The organism is Catenovulum agarivorans DS-2 (assembly GCF_000568405.1).
Taxonomy (GTDB): Bacteria; Pseudomonadota; Gammaproteobacteria; order Enterobacterales; family Alteromonadaceae; genus Catenovulum; species Catenovulum agarivorans_A.
Window position 1 is genome coordinate 75,304 of the sequence record NZ_ARZY01000005.1, and the last position, 17,797, is coordinate 93,100.

The 17,797-nt window shown below is 39.7% G+C and carries 18 protein-coding genes; 7 read left to right on the forward strand and 11 right to left on the reverse strand.

Features of this window, described 5'->3' with window-relative positions; all coding sequences use genetic code 11:
- Positions 1–43: 43 nt before the first annotated feature.
- Positions 44–2,026 carry a RecQ family ATP-dependent DNA helicase gene (locus DS2_RS04215; RefSeq protein ID WP_419177430.1) on the forward strand — a complete coding sequence of 661 codons (1,983 nt, stop codon included), beginning with the start codon at positions 44–46 and terminating at the stop codon, positions 2,024–2,026.
- A gap of 256 nt (positions 2,027–2,282) precedes the next feature.
- Here DS2_RS04215 and DS2_RS04220 read toward each other — a convergent pair whose 3' ends face one another.
- The 5 genes from DS2_RS04220 to DS2_RS04245 form a co-directional block, all read right to left on the reverse strand.
- A complete protein-coding gene (locus tag DS2_RS04220; protein ID WP_035013399.1) occupies positions 2,283–2,558 on the reverse strand; it encodes a hypothetical protein in 276 nt (91 codons plus the stop codon).
- 266 nt (positions 2,559–2,824) lie between these two features.
- Positions 2,825–3,103, reverse strand: a complete 279-nt coding sequence (locus tag DS2_RS04225; protein WP_035013400.1) for an addiction module antidote protein — start codon at positions 3,101–3,103, stop codon at positions 2,825–2,827.
- Between the two features lie 2 nt (positions 3,104–3,105).
- Positions 3,106–3,405, reverse strand: a complete 300-nt coding sequence (locus DS2_RS04230; RefSeq protein WP_035013401.1) for a type II toxin-antitoxin system RelE/ParE family toxin — start codon at positions 3,403–3,405, stop codon at positions 3,106–3,108.
- A gap of 270 nt (positions 3,406–3,675) precedes the next feature.
- On the reverse strand, positions 3,676–4,254 hold the full coding sequence (locus DS2_RS04240) for a glutathione S-transferase family protein (protein WP_035013403.1): 579 nt from the start codon (positions 4,252–4,254) through the stop codon (positions 3,676–3,678).
- 99 nt (positions 4,255–4,353) lie between these two features.
- A complete protein-coding gene (locus tag DS2_RS04245) occupies positions 4,354–6,420 on the reverse strand; it encodes a TonB-dependent receptor (RefSeq protein WP_035013404.1) in 2,067 nt (688 codons plus the stop codon).
- A 122-nt stretch (positions 6,421–6,542) separates the two neighbouring features.
- Here DS2_RS04245 and DS2_RS04250 point away from each other — a divergent pair, with 122 nt between their 5' ends.
- A complete protein-coding gene (locus tag DS2_RS04250) occupies positions 6,543–6,941 on the forward strand; it encodes a BlaI/MecI/CopY family transcriptional regulator (RefSeq protein WP_035013482.1) in 399 nt (132 codons plus the stop codon).
- A 1-nt stretch (position 6,942) separates the two neighbouring features.
- Entirely contained in the window at positions 6,943–7,881 is a 939-nt protein-coding gene (locus DS2_RS04255) for a M56 family metallopeptidase (RefSeq protein ID WP_035013405.1), read from the forward strand.
- 83 nt (positions 7,882–7,964) lie between these two features.
- Here the strand turns inward: DS2_RS04255 and gnd are convergent, their stop codons facing one another.
- The 3 genes from gnd to DS2_RS04270 form a co-directional block, all read right to left on the reverse strand.
- Positions 7,965–9,434, reverse strand: coding sequence for a decarboxylating NADP(+)-dependent phosphogluconate dehydrogenase (gene gnd / locus DS2_RS04260; protein WP_035013406.1), 1,470 nt, complete (start codon positions 9,432–9,434; stop codon positions 7,965–7,967).
- 194 nt (positions 9,435–9,628) lie between these two features.
- Positions 9,629–10,609 (reverse strand): bifunctional chorismate mutase/prephenate dehydrogenase, encoded by a 981-nt coding sequence (gene tyrA / locus DS2_RS04265; RefSeq protein WP_035013407.1) that lies wholly within the window; start codon positions 10,607–10,609, stop codon positions 9,629–9,631.
- Positions 10,610–10,620: 11 nt separating this feature from the next.
- Positions 10,621–11,688, reverse strand: a complete 1,068-nt coding sequence (locus DS2_RS04270) for a 3-deoxy-7-phosphoheptulonate synthase (RefSeq protein WP_035013408.1) — start codon at positions 11,686–11,688, stop codon at positions 10,621–10,623.
- A gap of 194 nt (positions 11,689–11,882) precedes the next feature.
- Between DS2_RS04270 and DS2_RS04275 the strand changes: the two genes are divergently transcribed.
- The gene (locus DS2_RS04275; RefSeq protein WP_035013409.1) at positions 11,883–12,296 is read left to right on the forward strand and encodes a VanZ family protein; all 414 of its coding nucleotides are present in this window, start codon (positions 11,883–11,885) and stop codon (positions 12,294–12,296) included.
- A complete protein-coding gene (locus DS2_RS04280) occupies positions 12,266–13,150 on the forward strand; it encodes a ketopantoate reductase family protein (RefSeq protein ID WP_081754184.1) in 885 nt (294 codons plus the stop codon). Before DS2_RS04275 ends, DS2_RS04280 begins: the two co-directional genes overlap by 31 nt.
- On the opposite strand, the gene thiI is transcribed toward DS2_RS04280, so the two are convergent.
- The 3 genes from thiI to pomA all read right to left on the reverse strand — a co-directional run bounded on the left by thiI (position 13,147) and on the right by pomA (position 16,395).
- The gene (thiI, locus tag DS2_RS04285; RefSeq protein ID WP_035013484.1) at positions 13,147–14,598 is read right to left on the reverse strand and encodes a tRNA uracil 4-sulfurtransferase ThiI; all 1,452 of its coding nucleotides are present in this window, start codon (positions 14,596–14,598) and stop codon (positions 13,147–13,149) included. The two genes, DS2_RS04280 and thiI, sit on opposite strands and share 4 nt — an antisense overlap.
- Before the next feature lie 106 nt (positions 14,599–14,704).
- Positions 14,705–15,634 (reverse strand): flagellar motor protein MotB, encoded by a 930-nt coding sequence (locus tag DS2_RS04290; RefSeq protein WP_035013410.1) that lies wholly within the window; start codon positions 15,632–15,634, stop codon positions 14,705–14,707.
- Positions 15,634–16,395, reverse strand: coding sequence for a flagellar motor protein PomA (gene pomA / locus DS2_RS04295; RefSeq protein WP_035013411.1), 762 nt, complete (start codon positions 16,393–16,395; stop codon positions 15,634–15,636). Before pomA ends, DS2_RS04290 begins: the two co-directional genes overlap by 1 nt.
- 272 nt (positions 16,396–16,667) lie before the next feature.
- Between pomA and DS2_RS04300 the strand changes: the two genes are divergently transcribed.
- Positions 16,668–16,913 carry an exodeoxyribonuclease VII small subunit gene (locus DS2_RS04300; protein WP_035013412.1) on the forward strand — a complete coding sequence of 82 codons (246 nt, stop codon included), beginning with the start codon at positions 16,668–16,670 and terminating at the stop codon, positions 16,911–16,913.
- Complete coding sequence (locus DS2_RS04305; RefSeq protein ID WP_035013413.1) at positions 16,913–17,797, forward strand: polyprenyl synthetase family protein; 885 nt, start codon at positions 16,913–16,915, stop codon at positions 17,795–17,797. The genes DS2_RS04300 and DS2_RS04305 overlap by 1 nt, the downstream gene beginning before the upstream one ends.

Consider the following 17,797-nt stretch of genomic DNA (forward strand, 5'->3'; position numbering starts at 1 on the left):
GCTTTAAATAGCCAAACAAATAAAACAAAGGACTGTTGGAATAATCATGCAATCACAACCACAATTACCACCTGAAGTACAAAACACCCTAGAACAAACATTTGGCTTTAGTCAGTTGCGCAGCGGCCAAGCTGAGGTGATACATAACCTGTTGGCTGGACACTCGTCACTAGCGGTTTTTCCGACTGGTTCGGGGAAATCTTTGTGTTATCAACTGACCGCCCTGCACTTGCCTAATTTAACTTTAGTGGTATCTCCTCTGCTTGCATTGATGAAAGATCAATTGGATTTTTTAACTAACAAAGGAATAGCCGCTGCGAGCTTAGATTCAAGCTTAAGTTACGATGAATACCAACAGGTTTGTGCCGATATTAAACAAAACAAATTGAAAGTATTAATGGTGTCGGTTGAACGTTTTAAAAACGAACGGTTTCGCCAACTCATTAATTCTGTACCAATTTCAATGTTAGTGGTAGACGAAGCCCACTGTATATCAGAGTGGGGACATAATTTTCGCCCGGATTATTTAAAATTGCCAGCCTATAAAAATGAACTGAACATTCCACAAGTATTGCTATTAACTGCCACAGCGACTAACAAAGTAAAGCTAGATATGGCGAGTAAATTTGCGATAGACAAACAGCATATTGTGCAAACTGGCTTTTATCGACCAAATTTACATTTAGACATTGAAGCTGTGACTGAACAAGATAAAAACAACACATTGCTTAATATTGTTCAGCCTAAAGTAACTAACCAACAAGCCGGCATTGTTTATGTGACGCTGCAAAACACCGCAGAGCAAGTTGCCGAGTTTTTAAGGGCTAATGATATAAATGCCCGAGCCTACCACGCGGGTTTAGATAATGACCTGCGACAAAACATTCAGTTAGATTTTATGAACAACCAAATTGATGTAGTGGTAGCGACCATTGCATTTGGTATGGGTGTTGATAAAAATAACATTCGTTTTATCATTCATTACGACTTACCAAAATCGATAGAAAACTACAGCCAGGAAATAGGCCGAGCTGGACGTGACGGCCAAAATGCTCACTGTATAACCCTAGCTAATTTAGACAGCTTAACCACTTTGGAAAACTTTGTTTATGGTGACACGCCAGAGCTACACGGTATTCAAATATTACTTTCACTAATAACAGAGCAGAGTTACCAAGGCACGGCACAAAGCGAGCAATGGGATTTATTAATTCACGAACTGTCTAATCAAACCAATATTCGCCAACTCCCGCTTAAAACTTTATTGGTACAGTTAGAGCTTATGGGTGTCCTCAAGCCCATGTATAGTTATTTTGCAGAATACAAAATTAAACTATTGACTGATCAACAACAAATTTTGGCAAAATTTAATGAGCAACGCCAAGCCTTTTTACAGCAAATATTTGCCCATACAAGTTTTAAGCGCACTTGGGGTACGGTTAATTTTGATGCTTTGCAACAAGTATTGCCAAACGAGCGCAGCCGTATAATTGCTGCTTTAGAGTATTTATCAGAGCAAGGTTTATTAGAATTGCAAAACAGGCTAATGACAGAAGTTTATCAAATAGATAAACAAGTGCTAGCAAATGAAAATTTAGCCAACGAATTGCATCATTATTTTTCCGACAAAGAGCACAAAGAAATTAATCGAATCGGCGCTTTAGTGCGCTTTTTTGAGTTAGACAAGTGTTTAAGTTACAACCTAGCTGCCTACTTTGGTGATAAAAACGCGCCAATAAACTGCGGTCATTGCTCAGTTTGCCAAGGGCAAGTTGCAAAACTAACCTATTCAACTCAAGCAAAATGGCCAGAGGATGACCACATAAAATCCGTTGTAACTGAATTAACAACTTATCTAGCCAGTAAAGCAGAACAACCATCGCCAACCACAATTACCCGTTTTTTAACTGGCATTAGCACTCCGATGTTCGCAAGGCACAAAGTAAAAGCGAATGTTAAAGGATTTGGCATGTGTGCACATTTGAGATATGCAGAAGTTAAACTGAAAGTCATTGATTTAAACTGAGAGCTTGAACTTACTTTATCGGCTTTCTAACTGTGCACCTTTTGCAAAAATCATCATCTAATTCGGGAATGTCGCTCAGATCAATTTGTTCATCAGGCATATTACTCAGACGTTCCCAATCAGTTTTGAATTGCAAGCAATTGTACTGACTTTGTCGAACTTGGTTACTCTGCTAGGTGACATTTTACCTTTGATGATTTGCTCTGCCTGTTTGAGGCTTTTAACAAGCAATGCGAAGTTTTTATTGTCCATAGTGTTAATATCGATTATCGCAACTTAAACCGAGTTGTCGTTCAACATCAGCTTGTGTGTGGCGCTTAGTTGGATGATTTAATCTAAACTGAGCAATTTTAACGTCTATTAGCTGGTCAATGTGTTCATATAAACTTTCTAGGTCATGCTCATCTTGCAAACTTGATAAACCAACACGAAACTCGCGAATAATATCAAGTAATAATGGTTTGAATTGCTCGTCTACTAAATCGACCTGTTGGTGTAACAACGCGGCATAATCGACTGAATTTTCTTTCATGGCAACTCCTTACATTCGCCCTAATTATCTAACCAGCCCATAACTGATTTATCACAAATAAAGACCCCATTTCCTTTATACGCATCCCAACGAACAAGGGTTTCTCTGTCTATCAGTTTTTTCGATTATTGCTGTTCGCTAGAACACGTTAAAGCTTTAAAATCAAACTCTAATTCCGTTAAGTTCATCGTATTCATCAGCCTCTTAAAGCTATCGCCCGACACATTGATTTAAGCACTATTTAATAATTATTCTTAAACACGCTACTACGCAAATGACATGTTTACATGCAAAGTTTTCATAACACGTACTATGGTGTCCCACTTAGGTTGAGTTTTACCATTAAAGGTTTTGTACATACTTTCGCGATTTAACCCCGACTTCTCGGCAACGCTAGAAACACCATGCAGTTTAACTAATTGCCCAAGTGCTGTTACAAAGGTGTTTGGGTCATCATCTTGGTAACACTCCAATAGAAATTTATTAATTTCTTCTTGAGTTTCCATAAATTCAAATGGATTAAATTCTGTTAATTGCTCAGCCATAATCAATCCTCCAATTCAGTTAACAACTTTTTCGCTTTTTCAATATCTCTGCTTTGGCTAGATTTATCACCACCACAAAGCAAAATAACAACTTGTCCATTTTTAACCGTGAAGTACAAACGATAGCCCTTGCCTACAAAAATCCGCATTTCGCTCAAATTGCCGCCAAGTGACTTAACATCACCCAAATTACCGTTAACAACTCTAGTTAACCTTAACGCGATCATTCTCAACGCTTGCCTGTCTTTTAGCTTTTTCAGCCAAGCTTTAAAAATTGAGGTTTGTTTTACTTCATATTTCATTATTAAATTGTAGCCCACAAACTACATACTTACCATGCAAATTTTAGTTAAATAATTGAATGTGTGTTCCCGATTACTATCAACCGTTTTCTTAGCTTTACCTATAAAAGTTGGCTTATCACTCATCCCCTCAACAATGCTATTCCCCAACGCATTGCCAAAAGTATACGCTTGCGCATCATACCTATATAAATACAGCTGCTTACAACCAAACTTGTTCAACTTAATGCTTCCCTGCGTTAATCATAAATGTATTCACCCTAATTAAGATTAAGCCGTCGGAAAAGTAGCTTTCACCAACTCAACTTCATCATGTTGTTGTTTTGCAGCTATTAATGCTGGGAAGTCGCTGAAGTCGTATAACTGACGGAATTCAGCCCAGTCGATTAAACCGATTAAACACATGGTTGGATAGTTTAGCTGGTCGAACGCCCCAAGTTTAGCTTGTTCTTCTAACCACATTAAACAGGTTGGAACGCGATCCATTTGTAATGAGAAAATTAATCGCTCGTTTGATACTTCAAGCTCTGAACGCATGCCCATAAATAAAATAACTAACGAGTCTGTTACCGCGTCTATTGCACTAATTAAATTAAGTTCGCCTAGAGTTAGCGCTGGCATTTTTTTTAGTTCAAATAAATATTGCGCAATTACGTGTGAATCAAAAATTGATTGGTCATCTACCACAAGAGTCGGTAGTTTTTTAATTGGGGTAATGCTGGTATATATTTTACGAAATTCAGGATCGTATACGTTTACGTTGTGAAAAGTGTAGTCTAAACCATCTAACAACATTCGAATGCGACGAACATAAGGAGATGGATTTGAGCCGTATAATTCTAGTGCCATTTTATTCTTCCTAAGCAAAAACAAACTTAAACAGAATCATAAGCGCAAACCCATCTTATGTCAGGTATCTTGCTAAGATATTTTTAAATTATAAACTCATTAAAATCGATAGCTTGCACTTAATCGAGCGCTAAACGGTAAAGCTGGATGATAGTGAATATCTTCTACTCCTTCGTCGGCTTCAGCTGTTAAACGTGACGGATAAAAATATTCGATATCACGTGCTGATGAATCAGTTAAATTAATAAGATCTAAATGATATTGCCAGTGGTTAGTTTCATAGCCCAAGCGCATATTTAGCGTTGTACTAGCATCGGCATTTACATCTCCTTGCTCCTCCAAAGGTCGCTTGCCAAAATATCTAACACGTAAGCTACCAAACCACCCCTGCGCTGTTTTGGTTGTTATACCCGCTTGCACCACGTGTTTAATTGCTCCTGGTACATATTGGTTTGAACCTTGAAATCGTGCGTCGGTATAGGCGTACTCAACATCAAACTGCCAATTAGGATTAATTTGATAGTAACTGGTGATCTCTAACCCGTTACGCTTACTTGCGTCACTTACCTCTGTATTACCAGCGTCACCAACAAACAAGAGTTCGCTATCTAATTGTAGCGCCCAAACAGCGGCGGATACATGCCAGCCTGATAGTTTTTCTGGCAATATAAATCCACTGAAACTAGCTTCCCAGCCGACTGAGCGCACAAGTGGGTCTACTTGGTCAATTTGTTCGCCTGATTGTGGATCAATTTTAATTGTTGTACCTCTGGCATCATTTGAGTGAAAACCTTGGCCAATTGCCATGTACCAATTTAAAAACTCAGACTGTTGATAGTTTAAGCTGGTTTTCAGCGACCATATGTCATCTGAATTTTTGCCGCTGTTTGCCGATAAGTCATAGTTAAATCGATTGACACCAGCTAGATCTGCCACTTCAAACTGCTGGTTATCATATCGTACCGCTAAATGGCTGGTTAATTTGCGCGTAAGCGCGAGTTTATTTTTCCAATACAAACTGGCACTAGCTTGTTTTACCGCATCACTTCGGGTTACACCCAGTCTTTTTCGTTGCTGGGTGTGGTATAAACCTACTTCGTCTATGTCATCGTAACGCCATTGCGCGCCAAAGGTTTGTTCGCTGGCAAAACCGAATAAGTCGAACGCTTCAGTATAGGTTAAATTACCACCAAAAATATCACGTTTGTCTACCTGTTCAAATTGGTCGCCATTTACCGGATCATCTAAAAAATATGTAAAATTTGACCATAAATTAAGCTCTGAACGAACCCAATACTGGTTAAATTTAATATGCTCGTTTTGCCATACCAAGTTAATACTTGTTCGTTTGCTCTTTCCGCCCACACTTGGATCAATTGAGCCATATTTATCGATTAAACCATTCGCCACTGCGCGCTGTGGTATTTGGTCTGCACTATTCCAACTGTTGTCGTAATGCATCAAACTCACATCAAGTTGGCTATCGGCCAATTGGCTAGTCAATTTTGCAAATAAATTAGTTTTTTGTGTATCTTCATCAACATCTGTCCAGGGGCCTGCAAATTTCTGGTGCTCTGCGGCAGCGACTAATACTGAATTATCGCTAACTTGCACAGGATGGACCGCTAAAAATCGTTGATATTGGTCTTGGCCCAATGTCAGTTTAATTTGCGAATTAGCATTATTTAATGTGGTGAACTCGCTCGCACCAGCACCGCTAAAATCACCAATTTCGCCATAATAGTTACCTTTTTTAAAGGTCATTGTTGCTATGGTTTCAGGAATAATAAAGTTTAAGTCTGTATAACCCTGGCCGTGACCATGCGTCACCATATTAACTGGCATACCATCAATTGAAGTCGCGAAGTCGGTTCCGTGGTCTAAATTGAATCCGCGTAAAAAGTATTGATTTGCTTTACCTGAGCCAGAATGCTGGGTAACAACCATGCCGGGGACAAATTCAAGAATGTCACCGGTACGAGATAAGGGTCTTAGTTCAAACTCTTGTTTACTGACCACGCCTTGCGACGAAGAAATATTGTCAGGTGACAAAATAACTTGCCGCCCTACTACGTTTATAGATTCTATTTGAGACGAACTTTGGTGGGCATAAACACTGGTGGGTAAGGCCAATGCGAAAGCGATTGATGCAGCTAAATACTTCACGTGTTGTTCCTATGCTAAATACATTTTTATCTAATTGATTGACTAATCAATGGGTTTATGGACAATTCTTTGGCAATATTATCTTTTTGAAATGGAAAACCGATAAGCAGTCGGTATTAACAATGTTTTTTAGCAAAAGTTTGTCAAATTGGCTTAATCAGCATAGAAACAAACCGAGTTTACCGGCTTTAGGCGCTCGGGAAATTCAGGTTCTTAAATTGTTTTGGACGCGCGAATCTGCTAACGCTCAACAAATACTTGCAGCAGTCGGCCAAAATGATACGAGCTTATCAACCATTCAAAGCACACTTGAGCGTTTATATCGAAAAGAGTTACTTAATCGAGAAAAAATTGGCCGCAGCTATCATTATTCAGCCAATATTTCCCAGCAACAAGTGGTCCATCAACTATTAAAAGACATTTCACATGAAATAAGTGATGGCAATTTAGCCCCCATGATTTCAGGGTTTATGGACTTTATAGCTGAGCAAGACGACCAGCATAACTCACGCAAAAAATAGCATGCTGGATATCGCCCAAGCAATTGGTCAAATTATTTTGTTATTTGCATTGTCTTTTACCATTAGCGCATTGGTACAAGCTGGTTTTTATCAATTTTTACTGCGTAAAATCACTAATTTAACCAGCACGTGGCGTAATTTACCGTCCAATATTTACTTATTACTGTCGGCCTTGCCTTTATGTATTGCGCTGTTAACTGTGCTGGTTTTGTTTAACCCTAACCTGTTTCCAAATATTGTGCTCCCACACTGCCATGGAAATAACTGCCAGCCACATGCGATGACGTTGCCAGAAAACCATGCACCTCTTCACTATTTAACCGCCCTACTGCTAATGATTTTATTCGTTATATTCACTTTGGTTATTCGCCAAGTGAGATTGGCAAAGTCTTACCTTTTAGCCTTGAGAAATTTTTCTAAAGAAACCCAACAAGGCTTTAAAGTAATAGACTCCAATAAACCGTTAGCCTGGTGTGCAGGGGTACTAAAGCCTGAAATATTCGTATCAAGCCAACTTATAAAAACTCTTAGTCAACAACAATTGTCGCTGGTGCTGGCACATGAGCTTGCACATAAGCTACACAAAGATAATTTAAGGAAGTTGTTGGTTAGCTGGTTAACTAAAGTTTGGCCAAAACAAATTGCAGCTAACTTTTATCGGCGCTTTTCGAATACGCTCGAAATTGAAGCGGATGTGCGTGCATTGCAACAGATTGAAGCAACAGATTTAAACACTTACTGTCAAACGATTGAAGCTTGCTGCCAATGTTCAAGCCAATCGCAACGCAGTACTTTAGCTCAACTACAACTAACACAGCAATTTAATACCCGCCGGTTAGTATTTCGATTAACTATAAGCATTGTTGCGCTTGCAGGTGCATTGCTATTACTTATCTACCTAGCTAGATTTTTACACCCAATTATTGAGTGGCTAGGTTGAATTTCATGCACAAAAAAGCCGTAATACATTAAGCAGGCAAGCAAGTATTACGGCTTTAAGATTACTTAGCGGTATAAATTAATTTATACGTTGTAAGTTGTAGAAGCAGTGTCACCGCCACGACCAGTCCAGTTAGTATGGAAGAATTCACCACGTGGACGATCTGTTCTTTCATAAGTGTGCGCACCGAAGTAATCGCGTTGAGCTTGCAATAAGTTTGCAGGTAAACGCTCAGTACGGTAGCCATCGAAATAAGTTAATGCAGCACTTAAACATGGTGCTGGAATACCATTTGCGATAGCGGTACCCACTACACGTCGCCAACCAGCTTGTGCACTCACGACTGTGTCTTTGAAGTATGGGTCTAACAATAAGTTAGATAACTCTGGGTTGTTATCGTAAGCTTCTTTAATTTTACCTAAGAATGCAGAACGGATAATACAACCACCACGCCACATTAATGCAATGCCACCGTAGTTAAGATCCCAGCCAAACTCTTTTGCAGCTTCACGCATAAGTACATAACCTTGTGCGTAAGAAACCATCTTAGATGCTAACAATGCTTGACGTAAATCTTCGATAAAGGCTTCTTTGTCGCCTGTGAAAGAAACAGCTGGGCCTTCAATTTCTTTAGATGCAATTACACGTTCTTCTTTTTGTGCAGAAATACAACGAGCAAATACTGATTCAGCAATCAAAGTAAGTGGTACACCAAGGTCAAGCGCTACAACACCTGTCCATTTACCAGTACCCTTTTGACCAGCAGTATCTAAAATCTTTTCTACTAATGGCTCGCCGTTTTCATCTTTATAAGCAAAAATGTCACGGGTAATCTCAACTAAGTAGCTGTCTAACTCAGTTTCGTTCCACTTAGCAAACACTTCATGAATTTCGTCAGCTGTTAAGCCTAATACGTTTTTCATCAGTTGGTAAGCTTCACAGATTAACTGCATGTCACCATATTCAATACCATTGTGAACCATTTTCACAAAGTGGCCTGCACCTGCATCGCCTACCCAGTCGCAACATGGTACGGTTAAATCGCCATTTTCGTCAGCTACTTTTGCAGAAATACCTTGGAAGATATCTTTTACATATGGCCATGCTTCTTTAGCACCACCAGGCATGATTGAAGGACCTTTTAACGCACCTTCTTCACCACCTGATACACCACTACCTATGTAGTGTAGGCCTTTGCTTGCTAAATACTCAGTTCTGCGGTTTGAATCAGGGAAGTGAGTATTACCACCATCGATAATAATATCGCCAGCATCTAAATGAGGAATTAACTGCTCAATGAAATCATCGACAACTTGACCAGCTTTAACCATCAACATGATTTTGCGTGGCTTTTCTAAAGAGTTAACTAACTCTTCAACGTTTTTAGCACCACGAATCGTTTTACCTGCTGCTCGGCCATTCAAAAATTTTTCAACTTTGTCATAGCTACGGTTATATGCAGTAACAGTAAAACCTTTGCTCGCCATATTTAAGACAAGGTTTTCACCCATTACAGCCAAACCTACTAGGCCGATATCAGACTTATCTTTCATTTCTATCTCCCATGTGTTCAGTACAGCTTTGTTGCACTGAATTCTATCTTGTTGTTTGCGCACCAGAAGTGTACCACAAATTGGTGCACCGCACTTACTAAGTGCATACAATTTTCAATAATCATAGGAAAATTTTCAGATATGATACAAACCTTCAACCACATAGAGTTCGATCAAGAAGAAATGAATAAAATTCAATCGATTTCTAGCTCAGAATAATGGTGAGCAGCTTCTAACATTACGCGACTTTCTTTTAAAAAGTGTTCGGCATAATCGCCAAACCAGCGGCGTACATCTGCGAATTCTTGTTTAAATAACGCTTTATCACCACTTTCTAATAACTGAATACCCTCATTAAAGCGCTCTGCAAATCGTTTTAATAACTGAAAGTTTGCTGGATTTGAGTATATGATGTCTGCGTATAATTGTGAGTCTTGTGCAAACAAGCGACCGACCATGGCAAGTTCAAGGCGATAAATCGGCGAACTTAAACTAATTAAATCGGTAATTTTTGGGTTTTCTTGTTGTAGGTGTAAGCCATAAACAAAAGTGGAAAAGTGGCGCATCACCTGAATAAATGCCATCGATTTATCATGCGACTCGGCCGTTACTTTGGTTAATTTAGCGCCAAGTAATGCCAATGAATCGAGTAACCATTGATATTGTTGCGGCGTGCGACCATCGCAATAAGCGACTACCTGATCATGAATATCCGGCACATCTGGGCCAAACATAGGATGCAAACCAACAACAGGTCCCGCATGATATTCAAGCATATCAGCTAATGGCTGAGCTTTGACACTGGTTAAATCGGCCAATATGGTCTCGGCGGAAAGATAGCCTACCAATTGTTTGATAACCGATGAGGTTAAATTGATTGGTACAGACACAACAACCAGATCTGCGTGCTCAACAATTTGTTGAGCATTGTTCCAATCTTGTTGTTCAAATACACTAACCGAGTGACCTAACTCAGTAAACAAACGTACAAACAATGAACCTAATTTGCCACGACCACCAACAACAACAATACGTTTATTGCTGTTAGTAGTCTGCTGGGCGTGCTGTAAGTTAGCTTGTTTAATTTTTTGTTCAAGCTCTGCTTTTTGTTTTAGCAGATCTTCAATTTGAGTTTCTACCTGCGTTAACTGCTCAGTCAGTGTAGTCTCGCTCATTCAGTATTGGCCTATTGACGCGCTGCTAATGGGCCGACTAACTTATCAGCCATTTCGCGTAACAAATCTTCGGTTGTATCCCAATTAATACATGCATCAGTAATCGAAACGCCATACTTCATGTCACATAAATTCAAATCTGCAGACTGATTGCCTTCGTTTAAGTGACTTTCAAGCATAATACCAATAATAGACTGATTCCCATCTACAATTTGTTGCATGATATCGCGCGCCACAATAGGTTGACGACTGTAGTCTTTGTTTGAGTTGCCATGGCTACAATCAACCATTAATGCATCGTTCAAACCGGCTTTTTTAAGTTTTTCTTCACACTCTGCAATACTCGCAGCATCATAATTTGGTGTTTTACCGCCACGTAGAATGACATGCCCATCAGGATTGCCACTGGTAGAAATGACCGCAACCTGACCTTGCTGATTTATACCCATAAAGTTATGCGGTGAAGCAGCTGACTTAAGAGCATTGATCGCAGTGTCTAAACTTCCATCCGTGCCATTTTTAAATCCAACCGGCATAGATAAACCACTAGCCATTTCACGGTGCGTTTGTGATTCAGTTGTACGAGCGCCAATGGCAGACCAACTGAACATTTCGGCCAAATATTGAGGGCTGATAGGATCGAGCGCTTCGGTTGCCATTGGAATTTCTAATTCAGCTAAATCAATAAGTAGCTTGCGTGCTTTGTGCAAACCAGCCTCGATATTGAAGCTTCCGTCGATGTTAGGATCATTGATCAAACCTTTCCAACCAACCGTTGTACGAGGTTTCTCAAAATAGACACGCATAACAACATATAGGCTATCACCTAATTCATCATGAAGTTTTTTCAGCTTCTTGGCATATGCCATAGCTGCATCAACATCATGAATTGAACAAGGGCCACTGATAACAATTAATCTTTTGTCTTTACCGTGAATAATGTTTGATAAGGTTTCACGAGCTTGGGCAATATAATTTAATGCTTTTTCCGAAACCGGTAAGTTTTGTTTTAGTTTTTCAGGCGTAATTAATACGGTTTCGTCGTTCACATGAACGTTATTTAAACTATCTTTTAGCATTCAGTTTTATCCAATCAGATCGGGTTGCGTGATGAGGTACACAATAAAAAATCATGCTATTGTATCGAAAAACATCTGCCATATCAGCATTATTTGCCCATAAATACTAAAAAATAGTTAAAATATTCGCCTACGAAAGCAATGCAAAATCGAGTATTATAGCGGCCTCTTTGTTACCTGTAGTCATTATTAGAATGTTAGACTTTGTTCGGCAGCCCCTATTTGTAAAATTTGTTACCGTCTGTACTTTTGTTTACGCGAGTTATTTGTTTTTTGCACCAGTAGATCCAAACAGTACCAACCTGTTCCCACACTTTGATAAAGTTGCCCATTTTATTGTATTTGCAACCTTAACGGGTTTAAGTTGTTTAAGCTTTAGTCAACAACTTACAGATCAAACTAAACCTCATTTGAAGTTTAATATCGTAATGATAGTGGTATTTTTTGCCATTTATGGCGCGTCTATCGAGTGTTTACAAGGCAGCTTTTTTGCACGTGAAGCGAGTATAGCCGACTGGATGGCGGATATGGCTGGCACTACAACATGTTTGCTTTTATTATTTAAAACAAGATTATCATGCTTACTATATTGGGTTGCGGCGCGATAGGCGCAACCATAGCCCATCATTGTTATACAAACGCCTTACCGTTTAATACGGTTATTCGCGGTGTTTCTGCGTCTTTTTCGCAAAACTCCAGGCTAAAATTTACCGATATTAATCAGCGTGAGTTTAACTTGAGTTTGCCACCAGCTAACTCACCGATAACTAACTTATTAATCACAGTTAAAGCTTATCAGGTAGAAGACGCAATTAAGCAATTACTAAAGCAACAAACCATAGTAGACAACGCCAGTATTGTATTGCTGCACAACGGCATGGGCACCAAACATATTGTGCAATCGCTACTACCAAACGCTAAGGTGTTATCTGCCACCACAACTTACGCGGCATTCGCGAGAAATAAACTAGACGTCATTCAAACTGGAATCGGTGAGGTTTTACTCGAGTGCAACAATGCTAAATCAGATAGCCTAGCTCAGTTAGTTGAAAGTTGGCCGCAAGCCAGTTGGCAACCAAATATACAAACAATATTGTGGCAAAAGCTTTTTATTAACTGCGCTATTAACCCACTGACTGCTATTTATCAAATTCAAAATGGTCGATTAACAGAACAGTTTTTCACCGGCAAAGTGAAAGCTTTATTGGATGAAATTAATTTGGTGGCTCAATTGGTTTGCCCACAATTAACGATAGATAAAATTGAACAAGCGGTTTTTGATATTATCAATAAAACCGCTGATAATTTTTCATCTATGAATCGAGATGTGGCAAGTAAGCGCCAGACAGAAATCGACTTTATTACTGGCCACTTATTAAACATTGCAGCTAGATATGCGCTTAAACTACCAGTCAACCAAGCGCTTTACCAGCAGGTAAAGCAGCTGGAAGCACAGTATTAAAGTAGATTAAATAACTTAACGTTTTGATACCCTTGCTCTTGCAAATACAACGCCTGCAAACGACTCATTACGCCTTTTTTGCAATACAATAAATACTCTTTTGATTGATCAAGTTTTTCATACTGGGTTGCAAGCTTAAAAAATGGAATATGAACCACCTCAACATCTTCTGCAAGTTCCAACGGTTCAAGTTCTTCCTCTTCAACTGAGCGTATATCAATTACAACCTGATTGGCTTGAATTTCAGTTACGCTTGCAACTTCGGTGACCGTTTGCTCAGTTTCAGTTTTTAACTCTTTGATATCATACAATTTAGCGTTATCAACAACTTGCTCTATGAGTGGCATGTAGAAGTTTTCTTCAGCTGCGATTACCTTGTCTTCTGGTGCCGCAATATTTGGTCGCTGAGAAATAACGCCGCAATACTCTGGCATTGTTTTAGCAAAATCTTCGGTACCAATTTTACGGGCGACATCAATAATATCCTGTTTGTCCATGGTTACGAGCGGACGCACGACTAGTGTGTCAGTTACTTTATCAATTACCGCTAAATTAGCTAAAGTTTGGCTCGAGACCTGCCCTAACGCTTCACCTGTCACTAACGCTTTAATGCCCATACGTTTTGCGGCTAAACTTGCAGCTCTAAGCATCATACGTTTGAGCACAACCCCCATCAGACCATTGTCGATATTCTCTAAAATTTCCGCAACGACCGGTTGAAAATCGACTGAAACAAATTTAACTCGATGAGAAACTCCATATTTGGCCCACAAATAATATGAAACTTGCTTTACACCAATCTCGTGTGCTGAGCCACCTAAGTTAAAAAAGATAAAATGTGTTTTGATTCCACGGCGCATTGTTTCGTAGGTTGCAACACCTGAATCAAATCCACCAGAAATCAAACTTAAAATTTCGTCTTGTGTTGCAATTGGAAAACCACCCAATCCTTTATATTTATCTCCCATGACGAACAATTGGTCGTTTGCAACTTCTAGCATCACAGTCACATCAGGGTTTTTAAGCTTAACTTTTGCAGAAGCTATCGTTTGGTTTAAGTATCCACCTACGTATTGTTCTAAATCTTTTGATTTAAAATCGTGGCTACCACGGCGCTTTACCCGCACACAAAAGCTTTTATTTTCAAGCTGGCTCTGGCAATGCGGCAATACAATGTCACATGTATCATCAAACGATTTAAATGGATATTGCTTCACCTCAGAAAAGTTTGTAACACCCGGTATACACTGCAAGCGCTCAATTAAAATATCGCGTTTATCGTCACTCCCTCTAACTTCAACACAATCCCACTGGCGTTGAACCCAAGCTTTTTCGTCTACTTTACGCAAAACGTTTTTAATATTGCTTTCTAAAATTTTGGTAAAACGTTGACGCACCGAGCGACTCTTGATTGAAATTTCAGGGTGCATTTTGACAATAAACTTGATCATGACAGATTACTTGTAGCGACTAAAAAGGCTGGCGATTATACAGCTTTTAACCTGCAGATTGAATAGAAAATGCAGCCTCATTAGAGAGGCTGCAACCAACAAACTATGGAGATACTGTGATCGGATCTGACTCTTTTGCTTTACCTTGCATAATAGCAATTTCAACCCGTCGATTACGCCGACGATTGTCAAGCGTATTATTTGGCACGAGCGGCCGAGTATCCGCATGGCCAACAACAATTAATCGATTTGGGTCGAACCCAGGTGTACGCACCATTTCGTGTGCAACTGCGACGGCACGTTTAGAAGATAACTCCCAGTTAGATGCATATAGCTCTGAGGTCACAGTCTGATTATCTGTGTGTCCGGATACGGTAATTTCGCCAGGAACTTGCGTTAAAAGTTTCGCAACCTGCTGAATGATAGGTTTAAATTGAGATTGAAGAAACGCTGATCCAGAAGGGAACGCACCATTTTCACGGATTCTTATAATAATTTGTTGACCTAGGCTTTCTAACTCAATTGCGCCATCGACAATTTGTTCTTCTAGCTGTTGCGCTATTTTTTTAACTAACTCGCTTATTTCTTCAGCACTGGCAGTTGATTCAGCTGTCGATGACTGCTGGTTTGCCGTATCGGACGCTGTGCCACCACGCTGGTCACCACGTTGTTTTTGACGTCCCCCGGAAGAATCTTCGTCACCGGCTTCAAACTCGAGTGTTTGTTGGGTCATTTCGACAGTTTGCTGTTGGATAGTCTCAATCGGAGTTGGATCCGGTCGACCTGGTCGGAATTCCTGGGCAATAACAGAGGTACCTTTTGGAATATCTTTGATTTCTAGCTTATTTTGTACACCAAATGCAAACTTCATTGAACCGGCAATTTGCTTAAACTTGAGTACATCCATTTCAGAAAAAGCCAACAACAGTACGAAAAAGCACATTAATAGCGACATTAAATCTGCAAATGTGCCCATCCACGCAGGTAAACCTTCGGGAGGGCATTTTTTACAGGGAGGACAATCATCCGCCATTAGGCGTCCTCCCCTACGGCTCGTTTAGATTCAGCAATATAGTTTTTAAGCACTCCTTCAATCACTCTGGGGTTTTGACCGTCCTGAATACCCAATATTGCATCTAAAATTAATAATTGATTGAGTTTTTCTTCTTCGGTTCGCAGCTTTAACTTAGCGGCTAATGGCAGCGCGATAACATTAGATAAGAATGCACCATATAAAGTTGTCAATAACGCAACCGCCATGGCTGGGCCGATAGCTTTTGGATCATCCATATTTGACAACATTGCAACCAAACCAATAAGTGTACCTATCATCCCCATGGCAGGAGCAACATCACCTAAAGCTTTTAACAAACCAACACCAGCTTCATGTCGTTCAGTTGTCAATTCAATATCTTTCGATAGCGTAGCTTTTACGACGTCTCCATCATGACCATCAACCAACATATCGACCCCTTTACGCATAAAAGGATTGTCAATCTGCGCCTCTTCCAACGCTAAAAAGCCACCTTTACGGGCGGCATCGGCCATTTCGACTGATTTTTGAATCAGTTCTTCTGGGGTTTCAATTTTAAACATAAAGGCTTTGCCCATGACTTTGCCAATGCCAAAAAACTGCCCCATGGTAAAATTAGACAATACAACGAATAATGAACCACAAAAAACGATGAGTACAGACGGCACATCAACGAACATACCGAGGTCGCCACCTAGCATCATCGCCATAACAATAAAGCCAACCGCCCCAATTATTCCAATGACCGTTGCTAAATCCACTATACGCCTCCAAGAAAAACCAATGATTTATATTTATTTTAACTCAATTATCGACAATACCAGCAAAATATTTAGCTTTTTCATTCAGTTAATACTAGCTTAAGTAAATTATTTTTCGCTAAGTGTTTTTTTGTCACTACTATTCGCCCTATATTGTTCAAATATAATACAATCAAGTGACAAAAAGTGAATTGGTGCTTTGGCATTCAGCCAATTAAGGCTAAAATTGCTGCCTTTAAAATAACAGCACTGCAGTTAATTAAGAGCATACTATGGCGATGAAAAAACCAGAAAATATGTCTCTCGAAGAGAGCATTCAAGAATTAGAACAATTGGTTGAACGAATGGACAGCGGCCAGCAAACCATTGAAGATGCTCTAAAGCAATATGAGCGTGGCGTTGCGCTAGTTAGAGCTAGCCAGCAAAAACTCCAACAAGCTGAACAAAAAATAAGAATACTCCAGCAAAAAGACGAGCACATCGAGCTGATACAATGCAACCCTGAAGATTTGAAATAATGAGCATTGTTACCGAACTACGAAACTTCCAAGATTGGTTTAACCAACAAATCGATAGTGCGTTTGCCCAGATTGACGACCAAGTCGCTAATGAGCTCCACCAAGCCATGCGCTATAGCGTAAGTAATGGTGGTAAACGTATTCGCCCTTTTTTAATGTACACTGTCGGCCGAATGCTCAATATTGAAGACAAAACCATGTTGCCTGCGGCTTTAGCACTAGAATGCATCCATAGTTATTCATTAGTACATGATGATTTACCCGCAATGGATGATGACGAATTACGCCGAGGAAAACCAACTTGTCACATTCAATTTAACGAAGCGACTGCCATTTTGGCTGGCGACAGTTTACAAACACTTGCATTTGAACTAATTGCTAATGCCAACGTCAGTGCTGAAATTAAAGTTGCTTGGATGAAAGAACTGTCTAAGCACTCTGGCTACCTAGGTATGTGTGGTGGACAAGCTCTAGATCTAGCTGGTGAAAATCGTCAACTGACCGTAAGTGAACTTGAGAATATTCACTTACTTAAAACAGCCGCCTTGTTGAAAGCCGCGGTTAATATGGCAACTGCTTGCAGCCCAAACATTGATGAGACATCTAAAACAAAACTCGACGAGTTTGCCGGACTTATTGGTTTAGCATTTCAAATCCAAGATGATATTTTAGATGTGACCTCAACGACTGAAATGCTGGGCAAGCCGCAAGGTTCAGACGAAAAACTCAATAAAAGTACCTATCCGGGAATCCTTGGTTTAGAGTCAGCTATAGAAAAAGCCAACCAAGTATTTCAGAATGCACTAGAGCAATTGGACAATCTTCCCTACAATACTCAAGCATTATTTGAATTTGCTCAATTTATAGTTCAACGCAAACATTAA